13 protein-coding genes are annotated in these 14910 nt (G+C 50.8%); 4 read left to right on the top strand and 9 right to left on the bottom strand.

Going from position 1 to position 14910, the window contains the following annotated elements; genetic code table 11:
• Positions 1-195: 195 nt before the first annotated feature.
• Complete coding sequence (locus ACSFXJ_RS12220) at positions 196-1110, top strand: ArsR/SmtB family transcription factor (RefSeq protein ID WP_435925524.1); 915 nt, start codon at positions 196-198, stop codon at positions 1108-1110.
• Between the two features lie 16 nt (positions 1111-1126).
• Complete coding sequence (locus tag ACSFXJ_RS12215; protein WP_435925523.1) at positions 1127-1906, top strand: HAD family hydrolase; 780 nt, start codon at positions 1127-1129, stop codon at positions 1904-1906.
• A 76-nt stretch (positions 1907-1982) separates the two neighbouring features.
• Here ACSFXJ_RS12215 and ACSFXJ_RS12210 read toward each other — a convergent pair whose 3' ends face one another.
• From ACSFXJ_RS12210 to ACSFXJ_RS12170, 9 genes are all read right to left on the bottom strand, one after another.
• Positions 1983-4214: a DNA topoisomerase 3 gene (locus ACSFXJ_RS12210; protein ID WP_435925522.1), complete on the bottom strand. Its 2232-nt coding sequence runs from the start codon at positions 4212-4214 to the stop codon at positions 1983-1985.
• Positions 4215-4287: 73 nt separating this feature from the next.
• A complete protein-coding gene (locus ACSFXJ_RS12205) occupies positions 4288-5784 on the bottom strand; it encodes a glutamate synthase subunit beta (RefSeq protein WP_435925521.1) in 1497 nt (498 codons plus the stop codon).
• A gap of 123 nt (positions 5785-5907) precedes the next feature.
• Positions 5908-6408: a dihydrofolate reductase gene (locus tag ACSFXJ_RS12200; RefSeq protein WP_435925520.1), complete on the bottom strand. Its 501-nt coding sequence runs from the start codon at positions 6406-6408 to the stop codon at positions 5908-5910.
• Positions 6409-6454: 46 nt separating this feature from the next.
• Positions 6455-7249 (bottom strand): thymidylate synthase, encoded by a 795-nt coding sequence (gene thyA / locus ACSFXJ_RS12195; protein ID WP_435925519.1) that lies wholly within the window; start codon positions 7247-7249, stop codon positions 6455-6457.
• Between the two features lie 73 nt (positions 7250-7322).
• Positions 7323-7916: an AAA family ATPase gene (locus ACSFXJ_RS12190; protein WP_435925518.1), complete on the bottom strand. Its 594-nt coding sequence runs from the start codon at positions 7914-7916 to the stop codon at positions 7323-7325.
• A 12-nt stretch (positions 7917-7928) separates the two neighbouring features.
• The gene (locus ACSFXJ_RS12185) at positions 7929-8363 is read right to left on the bottom strand and encodes an NUDIX hydrolase (RefSeq protein WP_435925517.1); all 435 of its coding nucleotides are present in this window, start codon (positions 8361-8363) and stop codon (positions 7929-7931) included.
• 14 nt (positions 8364-8377) lie between these two features.
• Complete coding sequence (locus tag ACSFXJ_RS12180) at positions 8378-8836, bottom strand: GNAT family N-acetyltransferase (protein WP_435925516.1); 459 nt, start codon at positions 8834-8836, stop codon at positions 8378-8380.
• Between the two features lie 96 nt (positions 8837-8932).
• The gene (locus ACSFXJ_RS12175) at positions 8933-9787 is read right to left on the bottom strand and encodes an undecaprenyl-diphosphate phosphatase (RefSeq protein ID WP_435925515.1); all 855 of its coding nucleotides are present in this window, start codon (positions 9785-9787) and stop codon (positions 8933-8935) included.
• Between the two features lie 102 nt (positions 9788-9889).
• Positions 9890-10936 (bottom strand): peroxiredoxin family protein, encoded by a 1047-nt coding sequence (locus ACSFXJ_RS12170; protein ID WP_435925514.1) that lies wholly within the window; start codon positions 10934-10936, stop codon positions 9890-9892.
• 109 nt (positions 10937-11045) lie between these two features.
• On the opposite strand from ACSFXJ_RS12170, the gene ACSFXJ_RS12165 reads away from it, so the two are divergent.
• Together ACSFXJ_RS12165 and ACSFXJ_RS12160 are read left to right on the top strand one after the other, a co-directional pair.
• Positions 11046-11339, top strand: coding sequence for an ArsR/SmtB family transcription factor (locus ACSFXJ_RS12165; RefSeq protein ID WP_435925513.1), 294 nt, complete (start codon positions 11046-11048; stop codon positions 11337-11339).
• On the top strand, positions 11336-13837 hold the full coding sequence (locus tag ACSFXJ_RS12160; RefSeq protein ID WP_435925512.1) for a DsrE/DsrF/DrsH-like family protein: 2502 nt from the start codon (positions 11336-11338) through the stop codon (positions 13835-13837). The genes ACSFXJ_RS12165 and ACSFXJ_RS12160 overlap by 4 nt, the downstream gene beginning before the upstream one ends.
• Positions 13838-14910: the final 1073 nt, after the last annotated feature.

The raw sequence follows: 14910 nt of genomic DNA, 5'->3' as shown, positions 1-14910 counted from the left end.
ATGGATTCTCCTTCTAAGTACGTGATCAAAAAGTCGGGGTTTCGGCACCGAATCAAAATATGACTTTTTGAACTGTCTCTTTAACTTGGACTGCTCGTCGCACATTCCATGCATCTATCAAACATTATAGTAGACAACCTGCCGCCCAACAAGCCATAATGGAACTGTATGCTTTGATCCCTGGGAGGTCTGGTCATGTATTATGACGTTAAAATCGATGTTTCTCCGGTATATGAGCTTTTAAGCAGTTTTATCATATATACAACCCGCAAGTGGGTAAATAATCTGGATTTGGGGCAAGAATGGATAGAAACCATCGAGTCCCGGATCGGGGAAACGGACCGGAAACGGTTTGAGGAAGCCGCCGATTTGCCGTTTTCGGATTACGATTTGCTTTACGCCCTGATTTTGGAACGCGACGAGAACGCCAATATCGAACAATTTTTGAACGAACTCGGGAATGCCCCGGTAAATGTGCTGCTTCGCAAACTTAAACCCTATATTCCCAATGTGAATAATGATGATATAACTCGTCTACAAACATACGCTCCCCTGCTTACCCTATGGAATCAAGAATATTTCCGACATATCGAAGCTCAGTATGTCACCCTGCTGGAGGAAGATGCGGAGGAGAAATTGGCGCTTGTCCAAAAAATGGAGCCGGAATCCCTCGTCGAATATGCCTCGGGAGGCGTGGTTTTGGATCCGGGGCTCCCGATTAACAAGGTCGTCCTTCTGCCTTCGATTCATTTCCGCCCGATTAATACATACTGTTTCTATGAACGTACATTGCTGATTCAATATCCGCTCGATCTCCCCGAATTGGACGAGGACGAGCCTCCCGTCTGCCTGCTCCGCCTAACGCGAGCCCTCGTCAAACCGGAACGGCTGCGTTTGCTGCGATATTTGGCGGATCAGCCGAAATCGCTTCAGGAGCTGGTCGAAGAACTCCATGAATCCAGCGAAACTCTGATGCACCATCTCATGCGGCTTCGCGTAGCCGGGTTGCTCTGCGTTCACCTGGTGGACCGGGATACGGAGAAATTCAGCATTCGTCCCGACGGAGCTTCCGAGCTCCAGATTTTCCTAGAATCTTATATTCGTTTATGACAAGGGAGAGACTTCCATGAATAACACACTTCATCAACAGGTCATCTTTGATTTGGATGACACTCTTGTACAATGCAATATTTATTTCGACCAGGTTCTTGATCAATTTACAGAGCTGCTTTTGGCCTGGTTTGGTGAGACTCGCGTCACCGAGGCTGACATTCGCAACAAACAGACGGAAATCGATGTCGCCGGCGTGGAGCAAATCGGTTTTGTCAGCACGCATTTTCCTCACTCGATGATCGAAACCTACCGTTTTTTCTGCAACCAGCTGCAGCGGGAGACAAAAATCGGCGAAGAAGACCATCTGATGAAGCTTGGCATGAGCGTCTATGATCGTGAGGTCGAGCCTTATCCCGGCATGGTGGAGACGCTGAATCTGCTTCGTTCTCAAGGTCATGAGCTTAATTTGTATACCGGTGGGGAAACGGCCATTCAACAGCGGAAAATCGAACAGATGAGGCTCGCCGATTATTTCGAGGAACGGATTTATATCCGCCGGCACAAAAACGTCCAAGCGCTGGAGGAAATTTTGAAATCTCGTTCTTTTGACCGCAAGCGCACCTGGATGATCGGCAACAGCTTGCGTACGGACATCGCCCCCGCCCTGTCCGCCGGAATCAATACCATTTACATCAAGCATCCGAATGAATGGTCCTTTAATCTGATCGATTTAAAAAAGACGTCGGACACGTCCATGTACACCGTCGCTTCGCTCGGTGAAGTTCCCGGAATTATCGCCGAAGCGCTTACCTTGTCCCGCAAGCACCCGGGAACGGTTTCCGGGGCGAAATGAAACGGAAGCATTTAAAAAGACGACTCATCTCCGGTGACGGAGGCATGAGTCGTCTTTTTGCTTCATTCGATTCGGATCAAGAGTCCGTACGCTGCAGCTCCAATTTGCCGGTATTCCGATCCGACAGCAGGATGCGGGCTTTGAAATCCGCATCATTCTGTTTGAACGTCAGCAATTGAGTCTGGCCTTTGCCGAGCATGGACTGCAGCATCGTCCGGGAAATTTGCTTTCCGGCAAATTCCTTCCAGATGACAAAGCCGCAGCCTTGCTTGTAATGCGTGCATCCGTAACCCTTTTTCCCTTCGATCAACTGACCTCCGCAACCTTCGCGGGGACACGGACCAAGCGGCTGGAGGCTTGAAGCGCCCCCATTCGAAGGGCTTGGAGCGCCTTCACGGGTAGCCTTCTTTTTCGCGGAGGATCTGCTTCCGCGCTTTGCCTTCTCTTCCTCGACGCTGCCGAACAAGGCCGCATCGGCTTTCGGCTGTGTACGCACCTTCTCGATGATGGAAACCGTGAAACGTTTGACGTTGTCCATAAACTTGTCGCGTTCGGCTTCGCCTTTGGAAATTTGGTGCAGCCTTCTCTCCCATTGCCCCGTCATTTCAGGCGAAGTCAGAAGTTCGACGCCGGCATGACGAATCAGCTCGATCGCGGTTCTTCCCTTTTGCGTGACCGTGATCCGTTTGCCTTGCATCGTAATGTACCCGACCTTCTTCAGCCGTTCGATCGTTGCCGCACGCGTGGCCGGAGTCCCCAAGCCCGCATCCTTCATCGCGTCGCGAAGCTCTTCATTTTCAAGCTGCTTTCCAGCGCTCTCCATCGCTTTTAGCAGGGTACCTTCCGTATAAGCTTTCGGTGGCTGCGTCGCTTTCTCTTTCGCTTCAGAGCTGACGCATTGCACCGGCCGGTCTTTATCAATCGAAAACGGCTCGTTCACCAGCTCCTCCGGATCGTCTTCCTCATCTTGTTTCTTCCCGCGCGGACTTGACTTTCCGCTTTCTTCTCCGGGAAGACATACCTTCCAGCCGAGGAAACGCAGTTCTTTCACGTTTGTTTTGAAAAACTCGGATTCAACCTCCGTAATAACCGTGTGCTGCTTATACTCCGCCGGAGGGTAAAAATGAGAAAGAAAACGCCGCACAACCAGATCATAGATTTGCTGCTCTTCTTTGCTTAACGTCCCCGGCCGCCTTAAAGTCGGCAGGATCGCATGATGATCCTCCACCCGGGCCGGATTGCATACCGATTTGTTGTTCACATTCACGATGCCGGGGTTGGCACCATCCGCCAACTCCTTGTACGACGGCGAAGATTTTAGCATATGGAGCGTCTTATGCATCCCGTCGATATTTTGCTCGGTAACATAGTTGGAGCTCGTCCGCGGATAGGTGATTACCTTGTGCTTTTCATACAAGGCTTGGGCGATATCCAGCGTCTTCTTGGCGGAATGGCCGTATTTGGCGTTCGCTTCCCGCTGAAGCAGAGTCAAATCATACAGCTTGAACGGATATTCCCTCATATCCTTGACCTCATATTCGGAAATGCGGCCCTGACGGCCTCTAACCCTGTCTGCGATGGCCGCGGCCTTCTCCTTGTCGGTAAGCCGGTCTCCCTGCCAAGTCCCCGTGTATTTCCGTTCATCCTGCTGAAATTCCGCCTTAATCTCGTAATATGTAAGAGAATCAAAGCTTTCAATTTCTTTTTGGCGGTCATAAATAAGTGCGAGAACCGGCGTCTGAACCCGGCCCACGGACAAAAGCGTGCGGTGCTTCGTTGTGAACGCCCGCGATGCATTCATGCCCACAAGCCAGTCGGCCTCGCTGCGGGCCCGTGCGGCCAGCGTCAGGTTTTCGAAATCGGAACTGTCATGCAGATGGGTGAAGCCGTTTGAAATGCTTTCGGCCGTCAGGTCGGAAATCCACAATCTTTTGACCGGCTGCGTCAACTTCAGCTGCTGCTGGATCAAAGCGAAGATGTATTGCCCTTCCCGCCCTGCATCGCAGGCATTGACGATCTCGCCGCACCGTTTGGCGAGTTCTCCGATCGTTTTGAGCTGATCCTTGGTTTTCGGGTTCGGCACAATTTTGAAGCGGTCCGGCAAAATCGGCAGATCCCCGAAATTCCAGCGTTTGTACTTTTCGTCATACGCGTCAGGCTCGGCCAACCCAAGAAGATGGCCGATCGCCCAAGTGATGATATAACGGTCTCCTTCAATATAGGAGCGGTTATTTTTGGCCCGCGGCTCGATGACCGCGGCGATCGTCCGCCCCATGTCCGGTTTCTCGGCGATAACGAGCGTTTTCATGCTATTTAGCCCCACTTTCTTGCGTCTTGCAATAAAAAGGGCCGCGCTACGCGCAGCCCAGAAGCTAAATCTATTATATCATAATTTTTGGCCGGGACGTAGCCGTCAAATATTTATCCACTTCCCGGGCGGCCTCGCGGCCTTCATGAATAGCCCATACGACAAGGCTTTGTCCGCGGCGCATGTCTCCTGCCGCAAACACTTTATCCACATTGGTGTTATATTTTCCGTATCTCGCTTTCACATTCGAACGACGATCCGTCTGAAGGCCAAGCTCACCTACGATGCCTTGCTCCGGACCGTCGAACCCGATCGCGATCAGCGCAAGCTGCGCCGGGAATACGCGTTCCGTACCCGGAATCGGCTGGTAGATTTTGCGTCCGGTTTCATCCACGATCCGTTGAATTTGTACCGTATGCAGCTCCTTCAAGTTTCCTTCCTCGTCACCGACGAATTTCGTGGTCATGATCGAGAATTCGCGCGGGTCGCTGCCGAACAAGGCTTTTGCTTCCTCATGCGCATAATCGAGCGTATACACATTCGGGAATTGCGGCCACGGATTGCCGATCGGATCCCGCTCCAGCGGCGCTTTGGCATGCGTACCGAATTGGGTCACGCTGCTGCATCCGTGCCGCAATGCGGTTGCGACGCAGTCGGACCCCGTATCCCCGCCGCCGATGACGATCACGTCTTTACCTTCGGCGGACAAATATTGTCCGTCGTTGAGTCCCGAATCGAGGTAGCTCTTGATCGTTCCGTTCAAAAAAGGCATCGCGTATTGTACGCCTTTCAATTCGCTTCCCTCGATATTGAACTCTCTCGGTTTGGTCGCTCCGCCGCAAAGCACCACGGCGTCGAATTCTTCGACGAGCTGCTTCGCGGGAATATCCTTACCGATTTCGGTGTTCGTCACAAACTTGACACCCTCGGCAGCCAGTAGATCCACTCTGCGCTGCACGACCGCCTTATCAAGCTTCATCGTTGGAATCCCGTACATGAGTAATCCGCCGATCCGGTCGGAGCGTTCGAAGACGGTCACCTCATGGCCCGCCTTGTTCAGTTGCGCCGCGCACGCAAGGCCCGCGGGGCCCGAACCGACCACGGCCACCCGGTATCCGGTCCGCCGTTCCGGCGGTTCGGGAACGATCCATCCCTCTTCGAAGCCTTTGTCGACGATCGCCTGTTCGATCGTCTTGATCGTTACCGGCTGACCGATAAGCCCGACGGTACATGAGCCTTCGCAAGGGGCGGGACAAACGCGGCCCGTAAATTCAGGAAAGTTGTTCGTCTTGTGCAGTCGGTCCAGCGCATCCTTCCACTGCCCGCGATACACGAGATTGTTCCACTCCGGAATCAAATTGTGAAGCGGACATCCGGAAGTTCCCCCGACCATATCGATGCCCGTGTGGCAGTACGGCGTTCCGCAGTCCATGCAGCGCGCGCCTTGCTTCTGCAATTGTTCATCGGACATATGGTCGTGAAACTCTTGCCAGTCTTTGATCCGTTCGGAAGGACTCCGGTCCCCCGGAAGCTGTCGGCTATATTCCATAAACCCAGTTGGTTTAGACATAGTATGAATCCCCCATCTATTTTAGCGGTAACATCAAGCGCTTGAATGCTCACATTTCAATGTAATTTGATGTTAGCATCAGGGGGATTCGTTATTAATGGATAATTAATACGATAGTTTGCACTATTGTACAGCCTTTGTTCCTCTTTCGTAAGTTAAAAAGCGGTAATGATAAGGGTTCTTCTCATCACGAATTCCCTCGGTTTCCTTCACGAGTTTAAATTCGGACCATTCGATTTTCGGGAAAAAGACATCCCCTTCGATCTCCTCATCGATCCGCGTCACGAGTAAACGATCGGCCAACGGAATGAAAGCCTGAAACACGGCCGCACCGCCGATGACCATCAGTTCGCCTCCATTAGCGTATTCAAGCGCCTCCTCCACGGAATGGACAACCTCCGCGCCCTCAGCCCAGTAACCATGATCACCGGTCAAGACGACGCTTTTCCGGTTCGGCAAAGGACGGCTCCCCATCGATTCCCAAGTTTTCCGGCCCATCACCATCGTCTTTCCGGTGGTCTGCTCCTTAAAAAACTTCAGGTCCGCCGGCAACCGCCACGGAAGCTGGTTGTCGCGCCCGATCGTTCCGTTCCGCGCCATGGCCCAGATGAGTGTGATTCCCATACTATTCCCGCCCTCTCAGTCGATTTTCATAAATTGAACAGTTTGATTAAACCGATACCTCGGCTTTAATGGTCGGATGATACTGGTAACCCACAAATTCGAAATCCTCGTACACGTAGTCGAAAATCGAATCCGGCTTACGCTTGATCACAAGCTGAGGCAACGGATACGGCTCCCGCTCCAGCTGGGTTTTTACTTGCTCCAAATGGTTGTTGTAAATATGCACATCCCCGCCGGACCAGATAAATTCCCCGACTTCAAGGTCGCACTGTTGGGCGACCATATGCGTTAACAGCGCATAGCTGGCAATATTAAACGGAAGTCCGAGGAACGTGTCTACCGACCGCATCGTCAGCATGCAAGACAGCTTTCCGTTCGCGACATAAAACTGGAACACGAAATGGCAAGGCGGCAGTTTCATGTTATCAACCTCAGCCACGTTCCATGCGCTCACCAAATGACGCCGTGAATCCGGATTTTTTTTGATCGCTTCGATCACGTTCGCGATTTGGTCGATCTTGCGGCCGTCCGGCGCCTCCCAGGCACGCCATTGGGATCCGTAAACCGGTCCCAGGTCTCCGTTTTCATCGGCCCATTCGTCCCAGATGCGAACGCCATGTTCTTTTAAATACGATATATTGGTCTCTCCCTTAAGAAACCACAGCAATTCATGAATGACCGACTTCAAATGAATCCGCTTGGTGGTCACCAGCGGGAATCCCTTGCTGAGATCAAAACGCAGCTGCCGGCCGAAAACCGAGATCGTCCCGGTACCCGTACGGTCTTCTTTCGGCGTTCCATGATCCAGCACGTCCTGAAGCAAATCCAAATAATTTCTCATCTATCGCACACCCCGCGCTCGTTTGTATGACATCCTGTCTATTATAGCAAAAAAGGGCCGTTTGTGGGCAGGATCACCGGAATCGGATATGGCGGAGTTTGACGAGGACGCGGTCCAATTTTTTTCGGAACCGGCTTCGCGTCTCGGACATCAAACTTATGCCGCAGGCGGAAGCAATGTGCGATATCACTTCGTCCACACTCATGCGGTCCGTATCGATTTGTTCCTTAAAAACAGGGTCGCCAAGCGCGGCGACGCAGCGTTCGATTTGCGCGGCAGGCCAAGAATTCCGCCCGTCTCCCCGTTGTTTCAGCCTCTTCAACAGAACTTCGCGGGAGGCGCAAAGCGCAAAATGCCGAACCTCGGCTCCATCGGCCCTCAACCTCCCGACAATCTCGGAAAAATATTGCGGGTTCACGACCGTCATCGGGACGATCAAAACGCCACCATAAGCTTCGCTTAATCTTTTTAGCAGCAAATAGTTCATTTCCCGCCACAAAGGCTCATCCTGGAAATCCTCCGTATGCATTCCCCCGGGAAGCCGCTTGCGGAGAAAATATCCGACCTCCTCCGGATCATAGACGAAGGAATCCGGAGTTCTGCGGGCAAGCTCATACGCCGCCGAAGTTTTACCCGATCCGAACGCGCCGTTTATCCAGATGATCATCTTATTCCCGACCTATTCCTTTCCCTCATCAACATACGGAACCTCCAGCCCGCTGCGAACCAGACCGGTAATTCCTTCTTTATAGTATGGCATAAGGTGGTCAGCCCGCTCCGTCTCGATCCACTCGACCGCGGATATTTCATCCGGCGTTTGGGTCGCCTCCTTGCCGCCGGTAATCTCCGCGCGAAAAGTGAGCAGAACGAAGTGTTCCTGCCTGTCCGCGAAAATGACTTCATTGACTGCGGCGACTCCGTGCACGTCGATGTCTACGCCGGCCTCCTCCTTTGCTTCCCTGATCAAAGCTTGAACGAGCGTTTCTCCCGCTTCCACGGTACCTCCCGGCAATGTCCATTTGTCCCGTTTATCTTTATCCCGATTTTGAACCATCAATACCCGGCTTTTATCGGGGCTCGTGATCAATGCGTAAACGATATCGATTCTCTTCATGATCATGCCTTCCTTTATAGTTTTAAATAGTAATGATAAAAATCATTATCCTTAACGTAACCCAATTCCTCATACAGCTTCTGTGCCTTCTTATTTTCGCTTCCCGTTTCCAGGGCGATGCCTTTGGCCTTGGTTTGTCTGGCAAAGTCGGATACCACGGATAGCAATTTTTTTCCAATGCCTTTTGCCCTGAAAGACTCCATGACGAATAAATCGTTGAGTATCCAAGACCGCCGCATGGAAATCGAAGAAAATACGGGATAAAGCTGGGCAAAGCCAACCGCGTCCCCGTTTTGGCCGTCTCGGGCAAGTAAAATAACGGACTCCCTATGCTCCATTAAATTAAACAGAAAACTTCGGGCTCCTTCCAGGTCCGCTGTTTGTCCATAAAATGACCGGTATTGGTCAAACAAAATGGCCGCATCGTCCAAATCTCTGAATGAAGCCTCTGTAATATGTAAAGATTCGCTCATTTTCATTTACCCCCGATAAGATCTATTAACAAAAATAACGAAGCCCGAACCGGAATCGTTGCATATTCCAGTCCGGGCTGTTGTTTCTTTTAGTGTTTAGTGGAAAAATCCAGCAATACCTGCTACCAACACGATAATCGCGAACACCATCCGGTAGTAGACGAACACTTTCATCGGTTTCTTTTGCAAGTATGCGATGAATTTACTGATGACGGCAAGAGCGACGAGGAAAGAAACGAGAAAACCGACGCCCAGCGATATCAGCTCCGTGGAAGTCATCGTAGAGAATCCGCCGATTTTCACGATTTTCAGAAAGCTCATCCCGACCATGACCGGAATCGCCAGGAAAAACGAGAATTCTGCGGCGGCTACGGTCGTCAATCCGGCTACCCAGCCCCCGATGATCGTGGAAGCGGAACGCGACATCCCTGGGATGATGGCGAGCACTTGGAACGCCCCGATAATCAGCGCCTGCTTCACCGTAACGTTCAGCTCGTCCCCTCCGCCGCCAGGGCTGTTGTTGCGGAATTTCTTCTCTGCATAAAGCATCCACAAACCACCGAAGAACAAGGTGAACGCAACGACGACCGGGGTGAACAAATGCTCATCCGACCAGTCGTTAAGCAGAATCCCGAAAATACCTCCGGGGATACAGGCAATCGCCAGCATCAGCCAGAACCGGAACCCGGATTTCTCAAACCCGACCTTCTGCGGAAAAAAGTTGACCAGGGTATCCTTGATTTTTCCCCAGTACAGCACGATTACCGCTAGAATCGCTCCCAGCTGAATGACATAAGTGTACATTTCGACATAGGATGGGGTAGTCCCCTTAAAACCCAAAAAATTTTCAAAGATGACAAGGTGTCCGGTGGAAGATACCGGCAAAAATTCCGTGATCCCCTCCACAATCCCCAAAATAATCGATTTTAAAATTGAAAAAAACGTCTCCATTCTTCAAGCTCCTTTAACTATGAAACTGTTAACCCTATGAAAATCATCCGGATTTGGCCCCTAATAACTTTACCAGTTCTATATAGGGGAAATCAACAACTGTTACAGACCGCGAATCTCTTTTTCCAGCATCTCGAAGTTCATTGTCCCCGGGAGCACTTTCCTGATCACGCCCTCCCGGTCAATGATATACGTAGTCGGATATGAAACGATCCTGAATAAATCGCTCGCTTTTCCTTGAACATCCAATCCGACGGGAAAAGAAAGCTCTTCCTTTTGGACATAACTCCTTACCGTCTCCACGCCTGCCTCCGTAGAAGTCAGATTAACGCCGAGAACTACGACTCCCTTATCCTCGTACTCTTCATGCAAACGCTGCATATGCGGCATCTCTGCCCGGCACGGCGGACACCAAGATGCCCAAAAGTTCAGAATGACTACGTTATTGCGAAAATCGGATAGCATCACTTCGACGTCGCTCAATCCGGCTAAGTTGAAGTCGGGGGCCCGCTGTCCCTTTTTTATGCCGATCGGGATATCTTGGGACGACGTATGCTGATTCAAGCGATTTAAAGCGGATCGTTCGTTCACATAATTGTAGACACTGTATGCGGCTAGTCCCGTAACGATGACTAAAACAAGCATATTCTTGCTTGCTTCTCTTTTTTGAACGAAAAAATAGAGCAGAAGCAATCCGGCCAAAACAGGCCCTACAACCCCGGCCATAGACGAATTATCGTCCAAGATAAGGACGAAAAGTCTGCTGAAAAACCAGCCTCCCGTTACATAAATGGCAAGTCCTCCTGCCAGGGAGGATAACTCGACCTTCTTCTTACGAGACCCGTACCACAAATACGACACCGCGACGATCGAGGCGATCCAAATGCCGGTATATCCTCCGTCATAATAGGTCAAGGACATCGGATACGAGAGAGTTTCCTGGGGATGTACCGCCGCATAACTGAGTTTCCATATCAGAAGCCAAATCCAAAACGCGTTGGATAACAAGCTCGTCCATAACCCCGATTTGACCGGATCCATTCTTTTCCGCAGCCATAGCTTTAATGCGATCCATCCGCCCAATCCGAATACGAGGCTCGCGATCAAAGGTCCGTTCAGCAAAAATGGGCCTAACTGAAGATTGCTCAATCCATTCTCTCCTTTGCGATTTACTATCAAGATTGACAATAAAATTACTATATCGTAATATTACGATATATTGATCATCAATTCCATTACACGGATTGGAGTGACCCGTTTGGATAACAACTTCAAAGCATATGAAGAAGCCGCCGAGGTTTTGAAGGCCTTGGCCCATCCGGTTCGTTTGTGCATCGTTAGAGGTTTAATCCAGAAACAGGAATGCAATGTGTCCTATATGCAGGAATGTCTGAATTTACCGCAATCTACCGTATCCCAGCATCTGCAAAAACTGCGCACCATGGGAATTGTCGTCGCCGAACGAAACGGACTGGAAGTCAACTACAGCATCGCGAATGAAAAAATAAAACAGCTGGTAAGCATTATGCTGGAGGAGGAACCATCATTATGAGCAAAAAAGTCATTATCGTCGGCGGCGTTGCCGGCGGAGCATCCGCGGCGGCGCGTTTGCGCCGGTTGGACGAAGACGCGCATATCATCATGTTCGAACGCGACTCTTACATTTCGTTCGCCAATTGCGGTCTTCCCTATTATATCGGAGATTCGATCAAAGAACGATCCAAACTGCTCGTACAGACGCCGGAAGCGATGCAGAAGAGGTTCAACATCGATGTCCGCGTAGACAGCGAAGTTATTGGAATTCATCCCGACAGAAAAACCGTGACCGTCCGCAGCAAGACGCGGGGCGAATATGAAGAAAGCTACGACGCGGTGATTTTGTCGCCCGGAGCGAAACCGCTCCGTCCGAATCTACCGGGGATCGAATCCGGCAAAATCCATACCCTTCGGAACATTCCGGATACGGACCGGATTAAAAAACGCGTGACCGAGGACGGCATATCCTCGGCGATCGTCATCGGCGGCGGTTTTATCGGTGTCGAAATGGCGGAAAATTTAAAGGAGATCGGCCTTGATGTCACTTTAATCGAAGGCGGGCCGCAAATTCTGGCTCCTTTCGATGCGGAGATGGCCGGCTCGCTTGCCAAGGAGCTTGAAGAGCACGGCGTACGGCTGTTGATGTCCCAAAGCGTTCAAGGCTTTGAAGAGAAAGGCCGTTCGATCGAGGTGAAGACCGCTGCCGGCATAACGTTGGCCGCCGAAATGGTTATCCTGGCCATCGGCGTTGCCCCGGATACCGGATTTCTCCGTGACAGCGGCATTGAACTCGGTCCGAAGGGACATATCATCGTAAATGACAAGCTGGAGACCAGCGTCAAAGATATTTTCGCAGCCGGGGATGCTATTGAAATCACCGATTACGTCAACGGAACGAAAACGGCCATTCCTTTGGCCGGTCCTGCCAACAAACAAGGACGGATTGCGGCAGATAATGTATGCGGTCTGGAAACTTCGTTCAAAGGTGCGCAAGGAACATCCATTATCAAGGTTTTCGGCATGACGGGCGCGGCGACGGGAAACAATGAAAAAACGCTGCAACGCCTCGGACTGCCCTACCATGTAACTTACGTACACCCTAGCTCCCACGCTTCCTATTATCCGGGATCTACCCCTTTGACTCTGAAGCTTTTGTTCGACGAGCGAGGCGTCGTGCTTGGCGCGCAGGCCGTCGGTTATGACGGGGTCGATAAACGCATCGACGACATAGCCACTGCGATACGGTTCCATGGTAATGTAACCGATTTGTCCGAGTTGGAGTTGGCCTATGCGCCGCCCTATTCTTCTGCAAAAGACCCCGTCAATATGGCGGGTTATACGGCCGAAAACGTAATTTCCGGTAGAACAACCGTTTTCGTACCAAAGGATTTGGATACTCGCGATGCTGCATCTACCATCCTTGTTGACGTACGGTCGGAGATGGAGCATGCGAACGGAAACATTCCGGACTCCATCAATATTCCGGTCGATGATCTCCGGGGCCGTTTGTCCGAACTGGATCCGTCGAAGGAAATTTGGGTATATTGCCAGGTGGGACTTCGCGGATACACCGCGTCAAGAATTTTGCAGCAAAAAGGATTTCGCGTCCGGAATTTAACCGGCGGCTACAAAACTTACCTGATGGCTAATTACATTCCGGGACAACGTTCCGGGAGCTTATCGGCTTTATCCGCTCCAGCCGAGGCCGGTACGACGGTTCGTGAAACCGCCGCTGCCGCGGAAACGGCGCCAACCGGCGAAATCCGCGCCGATGCCGAGCTTGATGCTTGCGGTCTGTGCTGCCCCGGCCCGTTGATTCAGGTCAAACAAAAAATGGACGGACTTCAGAACGGCCAGGTGCTGAGGGTAACCGCTTCGGATCCGGGGTTTTACGAAGACATTAAGGCATGGGCAGGCATGTCGAAGAACAAGGCGCTTCAGGTTAAGAAACAAGACAACGGCATAATCGAAGCTTATCTGCGTAAAGAGGAACCCGCCAAAATGCTGGCGGCTCCTGCCTCCTCCCCCGCTCTGAGCGAAACTCCGGAAGGCGCGTCGATGATCGTCTTTAACGGCGACCTCGACAAGGCGATCGCTTCCTTTATTATCGCAAACGGAGCTGCCGCCAGCGGCAAAAAAGTGACGATGTTCTTTACGTTCTGGGGACTGAACGTCATCCGCAAGCCGGAAAAAGTCCCTGTAAGCAAAAGCTTTATCGGCAAAATGTTCGGCGCGATGATGCCGCGCGGCAGCCGGAAGCTATCCCTTTCCAAAATGAACATGATGGGCATGGGTCCTAAAATGATTCGCGGCGTCATGAAAAGCGGAAACATTTCGTCGCTCGAAGAATTGATGCAATCCGCGCTCGACCAAGGGGTTGAAATCGTCGCCTGTCAAATGTCGATGGACCTGATGGGCATTCAGCGGGAAGAGCTGATCGACGGAGTCAAGATCGGCGGCGTCGGCTACTACCTTGGCAAAGCGGATCAATCCGGAATTAATTTGTTTATTTAATGGTAAAGCAAACAAGCCCGCTCCGGTTGATTTCGGTGCGGGCTTGTTTCATTGATTCCTAACGGAACTGGGAGACGTTATTGATAAGAAAGTAAGGGATTTGAAAACTCTAACGGAACTGAATGACGCTATTACCTCTCAAATGCCGGGATTTCTCTCCAATTGCAACAAATAAGGTCGCTGAGTTCCGTTAGAACGAATTTTCACCCTGAATCGGGCAAATAAAGGCTTGATGTTCCTTTAGCTCATAGTCCAGGTTCGAAATTTCTCATTTCGCAGCTTCGAACACAACTAAGCAGCCCGCTCCAACGAGCGGGCTTGTTTCATTGATTCCTAACGGAACTGGGAGACGTTATTGTTAAGAAAGTGAGGGATTAGAAAACTCTAACGGAACTGAATGACGCTATTACCTCTCAAATGCCGGGATTTCTCTCCAATTGCAACAAATAAGGTCGCTGAGTTCCGTTAGAACGAATTTTCACCCTGAATCGGACAAATAAAGGCTTGATGTTCCGTTAGCTCATCGTTCAGTTTCGAAATATCTCATTTCGCAGCTTCGAACACAACTAAGCAGCCCGCTCCAACGAGCGGGCTTGTTCCATTCCTAACGGAACTGAAAGACGTTATTGATAAGAAAGTAAGGGATTTGAAAACTCTTACGGAACTGAGAGACGCTAATACCTCTTAAATGCCGGGATTTCTCTCCAATTGCAACAAATAAGGTCGCTGGGTTCCGTTAGAACGAATTTACACCCTGAATCAGACAAATAAAGGCTGTATGTTCCGTTAGCTCATCGTCCAGGTTCGAAATTTCTCATTTCGCAACTTCGAACACAACTAGCAGCCCGCTCCAACAAGCGGGCTTGTTTCATTGATTCCTAACGGAACTGAAAGACGTTATTGCCAAGAAAGTAAGGGATTTGAAAACTCTTACGGAACTGAGAGACGCTAATACCTCTTAAATGCCGGGATTTCTCTCCAATTGCAACAAATAAGGTCGCTGGGTTCCGTTAGAACGAATTTTCACCCTGAATCGGACAAATAAAGGCTGTATGTTCCGTTAGCGCATCGTC

The organism is Paenibacillus salivarius, assembly GCF_051307165.1.
Classification (GTDB): domain Bacteria; phylum Bacillota; class Bacilli; order Paenibacillales; family Paenibacillaceae; genus Fontibacillus.
The sequence above is the reverse complement of the archived record's forward strand: the minus strand, read 5'-3'. Positions and strand labels throughout refer to the sequence as shown.

Coding starts and splice junctions, on each gene's coding strand:
- ACSFXJ_RS12220 (WP_435925524.1), top strand. CDS start 196: ATGTATTATGACGTTAAAATCGATGTTTCTCCGGTATATGAGCTTTTA.
- ACSFXJ_RS12190 (WP_435925518.1), bottom strand. CDS start 7,916: ATGATCATCTGGATAAACGGCGCGTTCGGATCGGGTAAAACTTCGGCG.
- ACSFXJ_RS12215 (WP_435925523.1), top strand. CDS start 1,127: ATGAATAACACACTTCATCAACAGGTCATCTTTGATTTGGATGACACT.
- ACSFXJ_RS12180 (WP_435925516.1), bottom strand. CDS start 8,836: ATGAGCGAATCTTTACATATTACAGAGGCTTCATTCAGAGATTTGGAC.
- ACSFXJ_RS12200 (WP_435925520.1), bottom strand. CDS start 6,408: ATGGGAATCACACTCATCTGGGCCATGGCGCGGAACGGAACGATCGGG.
- ACSFXJ_RS12160 (WP_435925512.1), top strand. CDS start 11,336: ATGAGCAAAAAAGTCATTATCGTCGGCGGCGTTGCCGGCGGAGCATCC.
- thyA (WP_435925519.1), bottom strand. CDS start 7,249: ATGAGAAATTATTTGGATTTGCTTCAGGACGTGCTGGATCATGGAACG.
- ACSFXJ_RS12210 (WP_435925522.1), bottom strand. CDS start 4,214: ATGAAAACGCTCGTTATCGCCGAGAAACCGGACATGGGGCGGACGATC.
- ACSFXJ_RS12205 (WP_435925521.1), bottom strand. CDS start 5,784: ATGTCTAAACCAACTGGGTTTATGGAATATAGCCGACAGCTTCCGGGG.
- ACSFXJ_RS12185 (WP_435925517.1), bottom strand. CDS start 8,363: ATGAAGAGAATCGATATCGTTTACGCATTGATCACGAGCCCCGATAAA.
- ACSFXJ_RS12175 (WP_435925515.1), bottom strand. CDS start 9,787: ATGGAGACGTTTTTTTCAATTTTAAAATCGATTATTTTGGGGATTGTG.